This is a genomic window from Lactonifactor sp. BIOML-A5, from assembly GCF_009677585.1.
In the GTDB taxonomy this organism is placed as follows: domain Bacteria; phylum Bacillota; class Clostridia; order Lachnospirales; family Lachnospiraceae; genus Lactonifactor.
Genome location: NZ_WKYV01000015.1, coordinates 108,030 through 125,784 on the forward strand (window position 1 = coordinate 108,030; position 17,755 = coordinate 125,784).

At 43.0% G+C, this 17,755-nt stretch carries 13 protein-coding genes and 1 pseudogene; 12 read left to right on the forward strand and 2 right to left on the reverse strand.

Going from position 1 to position 17,755, the window contains the following annotated elements; all coding sequences use genetic code 11:
* Positions 1–48: 48 nt before the first annotated feature.
* From GKG41_RS13235 to GKG41_RS13245, 3 genes are all read left to right on the forward strand, one after another.
* The gene (locus tag GKG41_RS13235; protein ID WP_173015542.1) at positions 49–1,320 is read left to right on the forward strand and encodes a site-specific integrase; all 1,272 of its coding nucleotides are present in this window, start codon (positions 49–51) and stop codon (positions 1,318–1,320) included.
* 367 nt (positions 1,321–1,687) lie between these two features.
* The gene (locus GKG41_RS13240; protein ID WP_154259360.1) at positions 1,688–2,455 is read left to right on the forward strand and encodes an ABC transporter ATP-binding protein; all 768 of its coding nucleotides are present in this window, start codon (positions 1,688–1,690) and stop codon (positions 2,453–2,455) included.
* Positions 2,448–4,433, forward strand: a complete 1,986-nt coding sequence (locus GKG41_RS13245) for an FtsX-like permease family protein (protein WP_347563299.1) — start codon at positions 2,448–2,450, stop codon at positions 4,431–4,433. Before GKG41_RS13240 ends, GKG41_RS13245 begins: the two co-directional genes overlap by 8 nt.
* A gap of 193 nt (positions 4,434–4,626) precedes the next feature.
* On the opposite strand, the gene GKG41_RS13250 is transcribed toward GKG41_RS13245, so the two are convergent.
* On the reverse strand, positions 4,627–5,460 hold the full coding sequence (locus GKG41_RS13250; RefSeq protein ID WP_154259362.1) for an AraC family transcriptional regulator: 834 nt from the start codon (positions 5,458–5,460) through the stop codon (positions 4,627–4,629).
* A gap of 118 nt (positions 5,461–5,578) precedes the next feature.
* Here GKG41_RS13250 and dapF point away from each other — a divergent pair, with 118 nt between their 5' ends.
* The 7 genes from dapF (at position 5,579) to GKG41_RS13285 (ending at position 13,322) form a co-directional block, all read left to right on the forward strand.
* Positions 5,579–6,439, forward strand: coding sequence for a diaminopimelate epimerase (gene dapF, locus GKG41_RS13255; protein ID WP_154259364.1), 861 nt, complete (start codon positions 5,579–5,581; stop codon positions 6,437–6,439).
* A gap of 46 nt (positions 6,440–6,485) precedes the next feature.
* Positions 6,486–6,980 (forward strand): Lrp/AsnC family transcriptional regulator, encoded by a 495-nt coding sequence (locus GKG41_RS13260; protein WP_154259366.1) that lies wholly within the window; start codon positions 6,486–6,488, stop codon positions 6,978–6,980.
* Positions 6,977–8,137: an aminotransferase class I/II-fold pyridoxal phosphate-dependent enzyme gene (locus GKG41_RS13265; RefSeq protein WP_154259368.1), complete on the forward strand. Its 1,161-nt coding sequence runs from the start codon at positions 6,977–6,979 to the stop codon at positions 8,135–8,137. Before GKG41_RS13260 ends, GKG41_RS13265 begins: the two co-directional genes overlap by 4 nt.
* 71 nt (positions 8,138–8,208) lie before the next feature.
* Complete coding sequence (locus tag GKG41_RS13270) at positions 8,209–10,074, forward strand: ATP-binding protein (protein WP_154259370.1); 1,866 nt, start codon at positions 8,209–8,211, stop codon at positions 10,072–10,074.
* Positions 10,075–10,839: an arginase family protein gene (locus GKG41_RS13275; RefSeq protein ID WP_154259372.1), complete on the forward strand. Its 765-nt coding sequence runs from the start codon at positions 10,075–10,077 to the stop codon at positions 10,837–10,839.
* A gap of 93 nt (positions 10,840–10,932) precedes the next feature.
* Positions 10,933–12,255 carry an aspartate kinase gene (locus GKG41_RS13280; protein ID WP_154259374.1) on the forward strand — a complete coding sequence of 441 codons (1,323 nt, stop codon included), beginning with the start codon at positions 10,933–10,935 and terminating at the stop codon, positions 12,253–12,255.
* A gap of 293 nt (positions 12,256–12,548) precedes the next feature.
* Complete coding sequence (locus GKG41_RS13285; RefSeq protein WP_154259376.1) at positions 12,549–13,322, forward strand: EcsC family protein; 774 nt, start codon at positions 12,549–12,551, stop codon at positions 13,320–13,322.
* 629 nt (positions 13,323–13,951) lie between these two features.
* Here GKG41_RS13285 and GKG41_RS13290 read toward each other — a convergent pair.
* The gene (locus GKG41_RS13290) at positions 13,952–14,449 is read right to left on the reverse strand and encodes a GNAT family N-acetyltransferase (protein ID WP_154259378.1); all 498 of its coding nucleotides are present in this window, start codon (positions 14,447–14,449) and stop codon (positions 13,952–13,954) included.
* Between the two features lie 113 nt (positions 14,450–14,562).
* Between GKG41_RS13290 and GKG41_RS13295 the strand changes: the two are divergent.
* Together GKG41_RS13295 and GKG41_RS13300 are read left to right on the forward strand one after the other, a co-directional pair.
* Positions 14,563–14,676 (forward strand): annotated as a pseudogene (locus GKG41_RS13295) (transposase); the annotation flags it as partial.
* 440 nt (positions 14,677–15,116) lie between these two features.
* Entirely contained in the window at positions 15,117–17,645 is a 2,529-nt protein-coding gene (locus GKG41_RS13300) for a diguanylate cyclase (RefSeq protein WP_154259380.1), read from the forward strand.
* Positions 17,646–17,755 lie beyond the last annotated feature (110 nt).

Sequence of the window (17,755 nt, forward strand, 5' to 3'; positions counted from 1 at the left end):
TTTATATATCATATTAAGGCTCTTTTCAGATTTGGAAAGGAGAGCATAATGTCTGAAAAGCGCAAAGATAACAAAGGACGTATTTTAAGGGATGGTGAAAGTCAACGCAACGATGGGAGGTATATGTTTCGCTATACCGATATTTCAGGAGAACGAAAAGCGGAATACAGTTGGAGACTTGTGGAAAAAGATCCACACCCTAAGGGTAAAAGAAAGGACATCTCTTTAAGAGAAAAAGAAGAGAAGATAAGAACCGAGGCTGAGGATTTTATTTCATACACTTCTGGGAAAATGAATTTAAATGATTTATTTGACTTGTATTATAAATCTAAAATAAAACTTGGACATGTCAAAAAAAGGACATATAGCAATTATAAAATGCTATGGGATAAACATATAAGTAAAAGAAGACAAGTAAATATTCCAATAAATTCATTAAGAAAACATCATTTCATTACTATGTATCAAGATATGCAAGATGATTATGTTGGTAATGGAAACATTATATTACTTGGAAAAGTTATATGTGCAGTTCTTAACTATGCGGCATCGGAGGACTTCATAAGAAAGAATTATGCAAAAGGTTGCGTTAAAGAATTAGGTATAAGATCAAATGCCAGAGAAGCACTAACGCTAGAAGAGCAAGGTGTTTTTTTAAAATACGTTGCTTCTTCATCAGTATATAGAGAATATTATTGGCTATTCGTGTTTATGATTGAAACAGCTTGTAGAGCAAGTGAGATTTGTGGGTTGACTTGGAATGATATTAAACTTAATACAAAAATGATTAAAATAGACCATCAGCTATTACACTCATATTATGAAAAAGAAGAAAATCATTTCTTTGTTGATGCCCCCAAAACATTTAAAAGTAATCGTTATGTACCTATGAGCCAAAGAGCAATCGAGAGTATAGTAAACCAAAAAGAATTAATGTTTAGAAGGGGATTGATAAAAAATCACACAGTTGGTGATTACCACGATTTTGTTTTTTTAACATCCCAAGGTAAATTAATGAGTGTTAACACTATCGAGCGTCTTTTAAAACGTATAGTGTGCGGTTACAATAAAAAAGAGAAGTATGATTCTGAACGGGAAGGGCGTGATCCAGAGTTATTACCGAATATTACCCCACATATTTTACGACATACTGGATGCACCAGAATGGCCGAGAGTGGGATGGATCAAAGAACCCTACAGGAGATAATGGGGCACTCCAACTTACATCTAACAATGCAAGTTTATAATCATGTTGACATAAGTAGGATGCGAAGTGAGATAGAAAAAGTGGACCATTTATACTTGCAGCATAGTATCTAGTTTTTAAAACCTCCTGGAAAGCTGTCAACCACAAGCAAAAACAGTACTTTAGTTAGATAAAGTTTTTACACCAATGGATTTTTGATAAATCGTATTTTACACCAATTTTTACACCAATTGCCCAAGATAATATAAAGAATTATAAAGGGTTATCTGAATAATTATCCAACTAAATCCATGAAAAATGCTGTAAATATGCAGATATATGCGATTATAACGGGTATTATATTGTTAAGCAACCTTACGGTTTCGTAAGATTGCCTCAATGAAATGTAAGCCCAATCTATGGCAGAAGATCTGTAGGTTTGGTATTCTGATGTATGTAATCGCAGGGAAAACCTGCTATCATATGGATGGAGGATTAATTATGAAATTATTGGACGTAAAAAATGTAAAAAAAACATATACTACCAGATTCGGCGGCAATAAAGTGCAGGCATTGCGCAATGTATCATTTTCTGTAGAGGAAGGAGAATATGTTGCAATAATGGGTGAGTCTGGTTCCGGAAAAACCACCTTATTGAATATTCTGGCCTCCCTGGATAAACCTACAGGGGGAGATGTTATGCTGAACGGAAAAAGTATTGTGGGGATACGGGAAAAGGAAATTGCTGAATTCAGAAGAAATAATCTGGGTTTTGTGTTTCAGGATTTCAATCTTTTGGATACCTTTTCCATTCAGGATAATATTTTGCTTCCCCTTGTTCTTTCAAAGGTGCCGTATGAGGAAATGAATAAAAGACTCCTTCCCCTGGCCAAACAGCTGGGCATAGAGGCAATTTTAAAAAAATATCCCTATGAAGTATCCGGGGGACAAAAACAGCGTGCCGCCGCCGCCAGAGCATTGATTACAAACCCCAAACTGGTACTGGCGGATGAGCCTACCGGAGCTCTTGATTCTCGTTCCGCAGATCAACTGCTGGATATGTTTTCAGAGATTAACGAAGAGGGACAGACCATTTTGATGGTAACGCACAGTGCCAGGGCGGCCAGTCATGCCGGCAGAGTGCTGTTCATCAAGGATGGGGAAGTCTACAATCAGATTTATAAGGGAAATATGGACAGTGAGGAACTTATGCACCAGATTAACAATACACTGACGGTGCTGATGAGCGGAGGTGAGGAACGTGAATAAAGGCTTTTATCACAAACTTGCAGCCAATAACATCAAAAAGAATAAAAGAGTATATATCCCTTATATTCTAGCAGGGATTTTCACTACGATGATGTACTATATGCTGAATTCCATCTCCTTAAATGAGGGACTGGATCACATGAGCGGGGGCGCCAGTCTGAAGATTATACTCAATCTGGGATGTTGGGTGATCGGAATTTTCGCGGTGATTTTTCTGTTTTATACGAACCGTTTCTTAATGAAGCAGAGGCAGAAAGAGATAGGACTTCTGAATATTCTTGGAATGAATAAAGGACATATTGGTAAGATGCTGTTCTGCGAAACCCTGCAGATTGCACTGATTATTATAGTGGGAGGACTGGTGGGAGGGCTTCTGCTGAACCGTCTCATGTTCCTTCTTCTGCTAAAACTTTTAAATTTTTCAGTGACCTTGAAATCGGCAATATACGGTAAAGCCCTTTTGTCTACGATCTGCCTTTTTGCTGCGATTTTCCTGGTGATTTTGGCAAGCAATCTGCACCAGATTCACCTCATAAATCCCATAGATCTCCTTAAAGGGGGACAGAGAGGAGAGCGGGAACCTAAGACAAAATGGCTGCTGGCTCTGGTGGGAGTTATCTGCTTAGGCATTGGCTATACAATATCAATTGTCACAAAATCTCCTCTCGATGCAATGATGCTTTTCTTTGTAGCCGTCCTTCTGGTCATTATCGGCACCTATGCTTTGTTTACAGCAGGAAGTGTGGCCATATTGAAGCTTCTGCGGAAAAACCCGGGATATTATTATCAGACGAAGCACTTTATCAGCGTTTCGGGAATGATTTACAGAATGAAACAAAATGCGGTAGGTCTGGCCAATATCTGCATTCTATCAACAGCGGTGCTGGTTATGATTTCAGGCACGGTATCTCTGTATGTGGGACAGGAGGATGCTCTTAAAACCAGATACCCCAGAGAAGTACAGGTTACAGGATATGATATCAATGAAGAAAAGAAGCAGATTGTCAATTCCATAGTGGAGGAGACCTTGAAAGACCGTCAGATGGAGGCAGTCAATCAGTTTGCTGTCAGTATGGGAAGCATGGTTGCTTATAAAGATGGCAGCGATTTTGAAATCACCGAACTGCAGGACTTTAACAGCAGCCAATTAAAAGAGATATGCCTGATTCCTCTGGAGGAGTATAACCGCCTGGAGCACAAAGAGGAAACACTGAATCCGGGCGAAATCCTCATGTATTCAAAAAACGATTCCAGTGACTCTCAGATTACTATAGAAGGCGATACCTTTCAGGTGAAAAAACATCTGGATCACTTATTTGATACAGAGAGACCGGAGGATCAAGAACTCATAGAGGTATATTACATGATTCTCCCGGACGCAGATGCGGTGAAGAGGCAGATGCAGAAACAGGATTTTAAAGAAGCCAATCTCAACGGACTTATGTATAAGTATGGGTTTGACTTAAAGGGCGATGAGAATGAGATTCGGGACTTTGAGAGTGACCTGAAGTCACGGTTTGAGCAAAATACAGACGGGGATTTGGCCGTCTTTGTGGAAGGAAGATTATCCGGCAGAGAAGATTTTTATTCGGTATATGGAGGACTGTTCTTTATTGGTATCTTCCTGGGCCTGGTTTTCTTAATGGCAACCGTACTGATCATTTATTATAAACAGATTTCGGAGGGGTACGATGACAAAGAGAGATTTGCCATTATGCAGAAGGTGGGAATGAGCAAAAAGGAAATCCGATCATCTATCAGAAGTCAGGTACTTACCGTGTTCTTCCTGCCTTTGGTTATGGCTGTCATTCACATTGCTTTTGCCTTTCCTATAGTAACCAGATTAATGGCAATTATGAATCTGACGAATGTAGGACTGTTTGCTGCCTGTACGCTTGGCGTGATATTGGTGTTTGGGGTACTGTATGGAATTGTCTACGGAGTGACGGCTAGGACGTATTATAAAATTGTCGAGTAGGAGAGAAATAGCTTCCTAAGTTTGGATACCCCAGTGGGAACACCGTTCGTATGGGCAGAGAATGCTTTATGTGCATTCTCTGCCCATTCTTACGTGCGTCTGGCCTGTCTCTGGCCCCAAGACCTCCTCCCTTGACCGTCCGCAACACTCCGCTGGCAACTATTTTACCTCGAACTTTACATACACTCTTCCATTATCTATCCCCGGTCACCGAATGCCCAAACCTCTTTTTATAGGCCCTGGAAAATGTGGAGTAATCTTTAAACCCGCAGTCTAAGCAGGCCTGTGTTACAGGCATCCCCTTCTCTATCAATTCTTTGGCAAGGGACAGCCGTTTGTATGAAATATAATTCCCAATGGTATACCCCATCTCTTCTTTAAAAAGCCGCATCATGTGATAGCGGCTGATATAAAAGGTTTGAGCCAGATGATCAATGGAGAGATCTTCTGCCAGATGTTCGTTAATGTAAGCCAGCAGGTCCATGATTTTGGAATTGCAGGTGCTGGTATTCAGGTATTCCAGGTCATTGCTGAGGGCGGCACGGTTCAAATGTATCATGAACTCCAGAAAAAGCAGCTGGCGGTACAAGCTGCTGGCGTAGGCGGAATCAGAGAATGATTGCTCCAGCGCCACAACGGAATCAAAAAGAGTCGTTTTGCCCAGGGTATGCATGCGCAGGACATTGGAATTCTCCGTTTGTGCCTTTTGAAAGCAGTAGCTGAGATCGTAGTCGCCGGTACGGTAATCTTTAATAAAATTAGGAGAGATATAGACGATAATCCGTTCATATGGCACTGTCACATCTATCTCCGGACGATGAATGGCATTGTGGTTGACGAATACGATATCATAGGGCTTTAGTTCATATGTTTTTCCCTCGATCATATAATTTACCTTACCACTGATAAAAAGAACTATTTTATCAAAATCATGGTAATGGAATTCAAATTCTGTCATGGGGGCATCTGTCAGGTGAAAAAGCTGAAATTCACTATTTAAATACCCACGTTTCTCGTATATACTCATAGTAGACACCTCTTTTGTATTATACAGCATAATTTGCAATATAAAAAGCACCATTTCGATTTTGTGATCAAATAATGCTTGCTATGATAGGAAAAGAGAGAATAGGGAGGTATGAATTATGGCAGTTACATTTAAAAAATATCACGGTTTGGGGAATGACTATCTGGTGTACGACTGTATTAAAAACACTTATGAGCTGACACCTAAGCGGGCCAGGATGATTTGTGACAGGCATTTTGGGGTGGGGTCTGACGGAATTTTGGTGGGGCCTTATTTTGAGGAAGACGGCATACATGTGAAAATATATAATCCGGACGGGAGCATGGCAGAGGAGAGCGGAAACGGAATCCGAATCTTTGCCCGTTATCTCAAGGATAATGACTATGTTCAGAAAAAACATTTTGTTCTCCACACAGACAGAGGGCCTGTGGAAGTGACCTATCTCAATGAGAACGGCAGCCGGCTTCGGGCATCTATGGGAAAACTCAATTTTTTCAGTGATGAGATTCCTGTCACAGGACCCAGGCGGGAAGTCATCAATGAGGAGATGGAGTTTGGAGGAAAGACCTATAAGACCACTTGTGTTTCTATAGGAATTCCCCACTGTGTCATTCCCATGGATGAAATCTCAAGGGAAAAGGTCTGTTCTATTGGAAAGTTTTCCGAGGACGCCCCCTGTTTTCCGAACAGGATGAATACGCTGATCATGAAGCCTATAGATGAATACAATATAGCCATAGAAATTCACGAGAGGGGCGCCGGTTACACACTGGCATCAGGCAGCGGCAGCTGTGCGGCTGCAGGTGTGGCATACCGCCTGGGCCTTGCCAGCAATAAGATGACCGTTCATATGCCGGGAGGAGAACTTCAGGTAGAAATCGAAGAGGACGGCGAAGTTCTTATGACCGGAGATGTGGGGTATGTGGGGACTACTACCCTGGGATATGAATTTTTGGCTAAGCTTAGAGTGCTGGAATAAAAAGACAGTAAACCAGACCGTGTGAGCAGAGATGAGGAGACAGAATATGGATATAGAATTGAGAAAAGAGATTCTGCGGCTGTTGGAGAGGAATGCCCGTCTGAGCGCTGAGGAGATCGGCGTGATGGCAGGCAGGCCGGCAGACGAGGTACAGAAGATTATCAGAGAACTGGAGAATGAGCAGGTTATATGCGGCTACCATACGCTGATTAACTGGAACAAGGAAGAGGAGGAACTGGTAACTGCACTGGTAGAACTGAAGGTAACTCCTCAGGGGGGAGATGGCTATAATAAAATCGCGGAGCAGATTTACCAGTATCCCCAAGTGGAAACTTTATATCTTATGTCAGGGGCTTACGATTTTCTGGTAGAGCTGAAGGGGAAAACCATAAAGGAAATCTCCATGTTTGTATCAGAAAATCTGGCGTCTATGGATGAAGTGCAAAGCACGGCTACTTATTTTACGCTGACAAAATATAAGGAGCAGGGAGTCAACCTGATTAAGAAAAAACAGGATGGAAGAATGGTGATCACTCCATGAGCCGGTTTGTGACTGATAAAGTAAAGCAGATGAAACCCTCAGGTATCCGAAAGTTTTTTGATTTGGTCAGCGAGATGCCGGATGCCATTTCCCTTGGGGTTGGGGAGCCTGATTTTGATACACCCTGGCATATCCGGGAGGAGGGTATCCGATCTCTGAAAGCCGGCAGAACCTTTTACACCTCCAACGCCGGTCTCAAGGAGCTCAGGGAAGAAATATGCAGACATATGAAGAGAAAACAGGGGCTTAGCTACGATCCCTTAAGTGAGGTTTTTGTTACCGTAGGGGGGAGTGAGGCCATTGATATTGCCTTCCGCACCATACTGGAGCCGGGGGATGAGGTAATTATTCCGGAGCCGGCTTTTGTATCTTATGTACCCTGTGTACAGCTGGCTGACGGAGTGCCGGTAACGATCTCCCTGAAGGAGGAAAACCAGTTCCGTTTGAAGCCGGAAGAGCTGGAGGCGGCCATTACCCCAAAAACGAAGGCGCTTCTTTTATCCTTTCCCAACAATCCTACCGGGGCGATTATGGAGAAAGAAGATCTGGAGGCACTGGTACCCCTGATTATGAAACATGATCTGGCTGTCATATCAGATGAAATCTACAGTGAACTGACATACAGAGATCCCCATGTGAGCATAGCAGGTCTTCCGGGAATGCGGGAGAGAACCATTCTTATCAATGGATTCTCAAAAGCCTATGCCATGACGGGGTGGAGACTTGGTTATGCTCTGGCGCCCGGTGAGATTATGAAGCAGATGATCAAGCTCCACCAGTTTGCCATTATGTCAGCGCCAACAAACAGCCAGTATGCAGCTGTCAGTGCACTGAGATATGGGGATGAGGATGTGCTTTTAATGCGCCAGTCTTACAATGAAAGGCGGAGATATCTGATGCATCGGTTAGCGCAGATGAATATTTCCTGCTTTGAACCGTATGGAGCATTCTATATTTTCCCCAATATATCCAGGTTCGGCATGACTTCGGAAGAATTTGCCAACCGATTGCTTTCGGAGGAAAAGGTGGCTGTGATCCCTGGGACTGCGTTCGGGGAATGCGGAGAGGGATTTATTCGGATTTCTTATGCGTATTCTATTGAAGAATTGAAGACTGCATTTGACAAGATTGAAAGCTTTATCTCCAGGTTAGCCTGAGAATACAGGGCGGGGACACACTCTCCGTCCTTTTGCCGTAGTTACATGTTGTTCCAGAAAAGGAGCAGATTATGCAGATTGAGAGCCTTGTTATTCGGAACTTTAAATCTATCCGTGAAATGCGTATAGAGGGAATTGAAAATGCCCTGATTCTTGTGGGGAAAAATAATACGGGAAAAACTTCTGTCCTGGATGCGATTCGTGCAGTGGGCGGGGTGTATGAGATAAAAAAAGAGGATTTTAATGAAAAGCGCCAGAATATAGAGATTCAGGTTACGTTAAGCTTTTCTCCTCAGGATTTAGGGCTTCTTCACAGCCTTGGGATGGTCAGCCAGTATAAACGCTATGAGCTGTGGGAGAAGGACTTTTGCCAGAAGCTGCCCTCCTATAAGGACGGTAAGCTGTTCTTTGAGTTTTCAGCCAATTATGAGGGGAAAATACGGTATCACGATGGCATTAAAAAGAATAACTCCCATATTCGGGAGGTTTTTCCAAAAATTTATTTTATTGACATACAGCGGGAGGTTAAAGAAATACAGGATGATCTGCTGATGTTTCAGGAAAACGAACTTCTCGGCAGAATGCGCTCTGGCAGCTGTATGTTCCATGAGGGGAAGCAGTGTCAGCACTGTTTTTCCTGCATAGGGCTGATTGAGAAGAAGACGCCCCGGGAATTGGATGTGTTCGAGACATCAAAGCTTCTGGAGTATAAGATGTATCATATGAACCTAAGCGATTTTTCCCGTAAGGTGAACCGGAATTTCAGAAGAAACGGTGGTTCTTCTGAAGAAATCTGCTATACGATGGAATGCAGTCCGGATCATATGTTTCAGGTTACGGTAGAAACGTATCACAGCGGCAGAAACAGAAAGCAGCCTATTGAACATTTGAGCAAAGGCATGAAAAGTATCTATATGCTGTCTCTTCTGGAGGCATACGTGGAACAGGGAAATCTAATCCCTAGTATTATCATGATAGAAGATCCCGAGATTTTTCTCCATCCCAAGCTGCAGAAGGTTTCCAGTGAGATTCTGTATCGGCTGTCGAAAAAGAATCAGGTGATTTTTTCTACCCACTCTCCGAATTTGATTTTTAACTTTAACAGCAGGCAGATTCGTCAGATTGTATTGGGGGAGGATGAATATTCTGTTGCCAGGAAAAAGACGAATATAAACGCTATTCTCGATGACCTGGGATATTCGGCCAGCGATTTGATGAATGTAAGCTTTGTATTTATTGTAGAGGGCAGACAGGATAAAAACCGTCTGCCGCTGCTTCTTGAAAAATATTATTCTGAGATTTATGACAAAAAAGGGAAGCTTTCGCGGATTGCTATTATAACGACCAATAGCTGTACGAACATCAAAACTTACGCTAATCTGAAGTATATGAACCAGATATATATGAGGGACCAGTTTCTTATGATAAGGGACGGGGACGGGAAGAATCCGGAACAGCTGGCAAAGCAGCTCTGCAGATATTACGATGAGCGCAGCCTGGAGGACATTGATAAGCTTCCCAAGGTAACCAGGAGAAATGTTCTCATTTTAAAATACTATTCCTTTGAAAACTATTTCCTGAATCCGGAGATTATGGCACAGCTGGGAGTGATAGAGACTCCGGAAGAGTTTTACCGCATCCTCTTCGGAAAATGGCAGGATTACCTCTGGAGAATACGGAGCGGACAGCATCTGACAGAAGTGCTGGGGAAGAACCTGGAATCTGAGGAAGAACTCATAAGCCATATGGAGGAAGTGAAAATTTACCTGCGGGGCCATAACCTTTTTGATATTTTTTATGGCAGATATAAGGAACAGGAACGGGAGCTTCTTAAAAGGTATATTGACCTTGCACCCAGGGAAGAGTTTCAGGACATTCTGGATGCGGTAGACAGGTTTGTTTATTTTGACAGCAGAAAAAGGGAGAATGAGAAATAAATGGGAGAACCCATAACAGTATTGAATTTTGATCATGTCTATGAGGAACAGGATTTTTACCGGAAGGAGAAGTATACCTGGATCGATCTTACAGATGTATCCGGGGTAAATGGCTACTGTGACAGCCATGCCATGGCTGTACTGAGAAAACGGCTGAGACAAAGACCCCATGCCAGAATTCATTTTATTGATTCCGGCAATTATCACTATGTGACTTATCTGCTGCTGGAATATATCAGAGAACCATTTGCCCTGGTTCTCTTTGACCATCACACAGATATGCAGCAGCCGCTTTTTGAGGAGTTATTATCCTGCGGGTGCTGGGTCAGAAGAACTCTGGAGGAACATAAGTATCTTCAGGAAGTAATTATGATCGGAATGGAAAAAAGGCAGCTGGAGGCCATTGATCCTGCATACAGAAAGCGGATTACAGCATATAGCAGGCAGACGGTGGAGGAAAGCGATGTCTGGGAGGAATTTGCGGCGCGGCATATTCATTATCCGGTATATATTTCTATTGATAAAGATGTAATAGACACGGGGGAGGCTGCTACCAACTGGGATCAGGGTGGTCTGACCCTAAAGCAGCTGAACGAGGTTTACGGAAAGATCTGCAGAAATCACAGGGTCCTGGGGATTGATGTGTGCGGAGAGAGCGCAGACTATCTGGGAATGCTGGAACGCTTCGAAGCAGATAACAGCAAGAATAACCAGGCAAACGAAAAAATCCTGCACATGATAGAGGAAAAGACATTTTCCTTGTAAAAAAGACAATTTTTTCTGGACTTTTTTAAAATTTAACGATAATATTATGTATTATGTTGTAATGGAATCATACAATCGGGAGGAAAAGCAGCAATGAAGAAAGTAGTGAAATTCGGCGGGAGCTCTTTGGCAAGTGCAGAACAGTTTCAGAAGGTGGGGGATATTATCCGTGCCGACGAGTCAAGAAGGTACGTGATTCCCTCTGCACCCGGCAAAAGATTTACCGATGATATTAAGGTTACGGATATGCTGTATGAGTGCTATCAGGCAGCTGCAGAGAAGAGAAAAGAATTTAAAAATCTGCTGAGATGTATCCAGGAGCGGTACCAGGAGATCATCGGCGGTCTTGGCCTTTCTCTGTCACTGGAAGAAGAATTTGCGGTAATTGAGCAATCATTTAAAAATGGTGCGGGAGAGCAGTATGCAGCTTCCAGAGGGGAATTCCTCAATGGTAAGATTATGGCTGCCTATTTGGGATACGAATTTATAGATGCGGCAGAAGTTATTATCTTTGACGAAAACGGCAGTTTTGAAGCAGACAGAACTGACGAGATACTTTCTGCACGCCTGGAAAATGTAAAGACTGCTGTAATCCCCGGATTCTATGGTGCCACAGAGGATGGGGTGGTTCACACCTTCTCCAGAGGGGGATCGGACGTTACAGGATCTATCGTGGCAAAGGCGATCAAGGCAGACCTGTATGAAAACTGGACGGATGTCTCAGGATTTTTAGTGGCAGACCCGAGAATTATTAAAGATCCTCAGGTGATTGAAACTATCACATACAGAGAGCTTCGGGAGCTTTCCTATATGGGAGCAACTGTACTGCATGAAGATGCCATCTTCCCTGTAAGAAAAGAAGGAATTCCCATTAATATCAGAAACACCAATGCACCTGAAGATAAGGGAACCTTCATCGTAGAAAGCACCTGCAGAAAACCAAAATACACCATTACAGGTGTGGCCGGCAAGAAGGGATTCTGCTCTATTTACATCGAAAAATCTATGATGAATGCAGAGATCGGATTTGGGCGCAAAGTCCTTCAGGTATTCGAAGAACAGGGTATTTCATTCGAACATGTGCCGTCAGGAATTGATACCATGACAGTATTTGTCCACCAAAGCGAGTTCGAAGAAAAAGAACAGCAGGTAATAGCGGGTATCCACAGAGCCGTGCAGCCTGATGTAGTAGAGATGGAGTCCGATCTGGCCCTTGTGGCGGTAGTAGGCCGGGGAATGCGCGCTACCAGAGGAACGGCCGGAAGAATCTTCTCTGCGCTGGCTCATGCCAATATAAACGTAAAAATGATTGATCAGGGATCCAGTGAACTGAATATCATTATCGGTGTAAAAGACAGTGACTTTGAAACAGCAATAAAGGCAATATATGATATCTTTATCATGACTCAAATCTAAAAGATGTAAAAGAGGGGACGTGTTCTTTGTAGAAAGAACACGTCCCAAAATCGATCCAGCCTGTCCCTAATTCATCTTGCCCTGTCCCTTTTTCTTTATATTCCTCTAATGTATTGCAAAACATATAAATTTTCTTTAAATATTCCCACCAATGTTTCATGAAAAATTAACAGCTGTCAAGAATAATATATGTTATGATTATTGGGTATTCTAAACCGGAAAAAGGGGCCGGTTTAGAATTGCTGAAGGCGGCACATAAAGATGTGCCTGTATAGTTATAAGGGGAGAATATTATGGATAATGTTATGAGAAGCCAGCTGAAAAAGATTGGCAAAAAAGAGAAGAAACTGCTGGACAAGAATAAGAAGGGGACTGTTCGGGCAGTCTCGGAAAAGTTAGAAAATAAGATTCCCGAAGGGGTAAAAGTTAAGCTGGAAACTGCTTTCTATAAAGGATTCCGCCTGGTCTTTTCAAAAGGGACAGGATGGATCGAAAAAACATACAACAAAGAAAAGCGAATGTTGGAGTATGAAGCAGAGGATTATACATATGAGAGAGATCAGAAAAGAGTAATCAAACAATTGAATAAAGTTTCCTCCAGAAGCAGTATGTCTAATCTGGGACTGACAGCTTTGGAGGGAACTGTCATGGGGGTCCTGGGAATCGGATTGGCTGATATTCCTGTGTTTATTGGGGTGCTTCTGAAGGGAATCTATGAAGCAGCTATAAGTTATGGATTCTCCTATGAAAAAGAGGAAGAGAAATATTATATTCTTCTGATGATAGAGGCAGCGCTTGCACATGAGGAAACACAGCGAACGCTGGACGACAAGGTAAATGAGATTACAGAGTATTTAAGCCAGGGAATCGCTGTCCCTTATCTGGTGGAAGAACAGATGCGGCAGACGGCGGATGCCATGGCAGAGGATATGCTGTGTATGAAGTTTATTCAGGGGATACCTGTCGTGGGAGTGTTAGGCGGAGCTGTTAATGTGTCCTACTTTAACCGGGTAATGAGGTATGTGAAATTGAAGTATCGGAAGAGGTATTTGTTGTCGAAAAATTGAGATTTAGGGGTGTAGGGCTTGGACTTCAGCTTAAAGTGATTCAAGTCGGAAAGTGTGAGGTGGCGGGGGGACGGTGAGAGAAATCCCGCGACGGTGGGCTGGCTGGTTCGGACAGGAGGGAGGCTTAAGTTCCGGGGACACCTCCGTCGCGAAGAGAGTCTAAGCCAAAACCGGAATCTCCGCCGGAGCACCGTTCGTATGTGCAAAGAATGCTTGATGTGCATTCTCTGCCCATGCTCACTTTTTTTCGGCCCTGACTGCCGAAAAAATCTNGCGTGAATCCCGGTTTTGCCTAAGACTCTCTACTCACTCCTGCGGAATCGTCCCCGGAACTTAAGCCTCCCTCCCGCCCGAACCAGCCCGCCCACCGCCGCAGAATTCCTCTCACCTGGGTATGGGGAAGTTCTAGGGGGCTCGCAATTTATCCAAAACATCAAGCCACCAATAGTGCGAAACAAGAGGAAAAGTGTACAACGTTCGACTTTCCCCACCCGTTTTCCGTGAATGTGAAGTGAGTCTCTGCCAGGATATAGGAGGGAGCCCCGGCCCCCCGGTGCTCCCTCCTATATCCGTCCGTCTGCAACGCTGCGCTGGCCGACTATTTTATCTCGAACTTTACATACACAAAACTATAATTTCTTTTCCATTATATAATCATCCATCACAAACCCATTCCCAATATCCGCCACCTGCGTTCTTGTTTTCCGGAATCCCAAATGCTCATAAGCTCCAATGGAATTTGTATTGTTTTTATTGCACGTCAGCCAGATGAGGGAGAGTCCTCTCTCCCTGCACAGGGAAGTATAAAAATCAATCACTTGGGAGCTGTAGCCGTTGCCCCGGTGCGCTTTTTTTATGTAAATCTTGCTGAGAAACAGCGTTTTGTCCTCCTGGTGAATTCCGGAATACCCGATAGGAGTACCTTCCAGACTGAGAAGAAAGTATTCATATCCTTCTCCTAACTGTTCCTTGAGAGCCGAGTAGGACTGGAAGCGTTCCAGCATATATGCAACCTGTTCAGCGCCTATGATAGGGGTAAAGTGCTGTTGCCATATTTCTTTGGCAAGGCCGGCGATGGTCAGAATCTGGGCATCAGTAACTGCGGGTTCAATCTTTAATCGTTTCATGTAGTATACCTCCTTGTGGTAATTAAAACTGTACTTATTATAAAATGAAACCAAAACTTTTACAATAAAATAGCGAAAAGCCAACTCCTTTAGGGGTTGGATGGATAGTGTATCATATGTTTTTAAATTGTCTTCCAACATTCAGCCCATCAGATATCGTGCAACACATCAAAGGTTATACAAGTAAGGAACTTAGAGAAGAATTTTCACAACTGTCCAAGATGCCAGGTCTTTTATTGCTATTGCAAGAGAATCCGATGTAAAAATATTAGAACTAACTGATAAGGTACAGAACATTGAAAATACAAAGCGTAGACTTCTCAGAAAAATGGACAGAAGTAGACGAACGACTAATGTAGACAATTATAATACTGACGGTACAATCAGAAACCAAACAGGTTTAGACACGAGCCTTATGCCATCGTAAATTGATTCATAAGAAGCATTGGTAGTAAAAGTCTTATAGAAATCCATTGGTCTTAGATACTTTCGAGTATATTTGGAAGTAGGCGTATATAAGAATCCAACAAGTTTTAGCCCTAGGAGTGTCAGAAGGAGATTGCCAAACGCTACATGTGCTTTACTTTTGATAGAAAGAAGAGTAAAATAGTAAAAAATGAAATAATTTATTCAGCAGGGAAAAAAGCCCGGAAAGGATATTAAGAATATGGAAATAAAAGAAATTATGGAAACAGCCGGTTTTCCATATGAAACTACTTTACGAAGATTTTCAAACAACGAGGCGTTGTTGAAAAAGTTTTTGTGTAAATTTGTAGATGATACCACATTTTGCGAGCTTACAAAAGGAATAGAAGAAAAAGACTATGATAAGATTCTCATGCAGGCTCACACCTTAAAAGGTGTAGGAGCCAATTTAGGATTTGACAAGCTGAGCCAGGAGTGCGCCGGAATCGTAACGGCAGTGAGAGAAAAGCGGTATGAAGAAATCTCCCCTTATTTTGAGCAGGCAAAGAAAGAATATGAGACAGTACTGTATTCGTCAGATACAGGGGTAAAAGAGGAGGTGTCAAGCATGACTGCAGATGAGAAATTGCATAGAGGGAAACCCAGGATTCTCATCGTGGATGACTTGGAACTGAATCGGGCGATATTGTGTGAACTATTCTGCAAAGAATATGAAGTGCTGGAGGCTGAAAACGGCCAGGAGGCTATTGATGTGCTGGAAGAACAAAGCGACAGCATTCAGGTAGTTCTTCTGGATATTGTGATGCCTATTTTGGACGGGTTCGGTGTGCTGGATAAGATGAGCCAAAAGGGATGGATTGGGCGGATACCGGTAATTATGATTACGGTAGAGACATCCGACGGAGTAATGCAGAAGGGATATGAGATGGGAGCTACCGATATCATCTCTAAGCCATTTAATCCCAATATTATCCGTCAGCGTATCCACAATATCATCGAACAGTATACCTACAAACAGAAGCTGGAGCGGCTAGTGGAAGAACAGACAGAGATTCTCAGACGCCAGTCCAAGAAGCTCAGAGAAAACAGCGCCCAGATGATTGACACGCTCAGTGCTGTGATCGAGTTTAAAAATACAGAGTCGGTGCAGCATATCTATAATATACGTACACTTACCAAGATTCTGCTGAAGGAGTTCTCCCGCAGACACAGACAGTATGCCCTGAACGAAGAAAAGATAGAAAGTATCTCCGAGGCAGCAGCCATGCACGATATCGGAAAGATAGCAATTCCCGATCAGATATTAAATAAACCAGGCAGGCTGACAAAGGAAGAATTCGAAATAATGAAAACACATACCCTGAAAGGGTGTGAGATTCTGGAAAAACTGGCTACCGTACAGAGCCTGGCTTACTATGATTACTGTTATGATATCTGCCGCTATCATCATGAGAGATGGGATGGAAATGGCTACCCTGACGGATTGAAGGAAAACGAGATTCCTATCTGGGCTCAGGCGGTGTCTATCGTAGACGTGTATGATGCTCTTACAAGCAAGCGGGTGTACAAAGATGCCTATTCCTCCCAGAAGGCGATTCAGATGATAAAAGACGGGGAATGCGGAGTGTTCAACCCTCTTATGCTGGACTGTTTTCTCAAAGTAGTCTACAAGTTTGAGGAGGGCATACGCAGAGAGTCAGAGGAAAATAATCTGACAGATGAGGACAGCGGTATCATTGTACCAGATATGGAAAGCCACCAGGACAACGAGTATGAGCTGTCAACCCGTACTCTCCGACTGTTGGAATTAGAAAGGCAGAAATACAGAATTCTTTCCGAGCTTTCCGGAGAAATTTTATTTGAGTATAATATCAAGTCAGACAAACTGATATTTTCGGATCAGTACCAGGTGCTGACAGGGCGGGATGCAGGTTTTGAAAATTTCTGGCGGGGAAGCGCCAAAGAACAGCTGATTCTGAAAGAAGATATTCCCAGACTTTATGAAAAGATAAAAGAAATATCAGAAGATAAGCCAGACTGCAGGCTGGAGATGCAGATTGATCTGGAAGAAAAAGGCTATGAGTGGTATGAGGTATATCTATATCCAATCTGGGATACTGGCTTCGAGAGGGTATGCATCGGCTATATGGGAAAACTGATAAATATCCAGAAGCAGAAAAAGAGGAACCTGCAGCTGCAGAAGGCAGCAGACAGTGATCCCCTCACAGGGATTTTGAACAGGCAGGCAATGCAGAAGAAAGTATCCCATCTTCTGAGGACCAGGCAAATTCACGCCGGGGCCATCGGGTTCATTGATCTGGATAATTTCAAGACGGTAAATGACAGCTACGGTCATATGTTCGGAGATGAGGTCCTCAAGCGGGTGGCCGTGGTTCTGAGGAGTATACTTAGAGAAACAGACTATATAGGACGAATCGGAGGTGACGAGTTTATCGTATTTTTCAGGGAGATTTCTACGAGAGAAGCCCTTGAGAGAAAGCTGGAGCAGATGTGTGAAAGCCTGAGGCAGAATGTGGACGGCTGGCATGTGTCTGTGAGTATCGGCGCCTCCCGTTATCCTGAGGACGGAGACACCTACGATGTTCTTCTTCATAAAGCAGATCAGGCACTTTATATGTCAAAGCGTATGGGGAAAAATGGATTTCAAATCTACGATGAGGCCTGCGGCAACAAACCCTTCCGATCCCTTTTGTCGGGGATGGACGAGTATGACGAACGCTTAGAGCAGATGGTGCAGGCATTAAAATAATATCGGACATAAACCACCAGGTATTGACATTTTTAGAAGCTATGCTACAATATATGGTATGTCAGAACGAAAGATAGAAAAGGACTGTTGCAGTCAAAGGCCCACAGGCA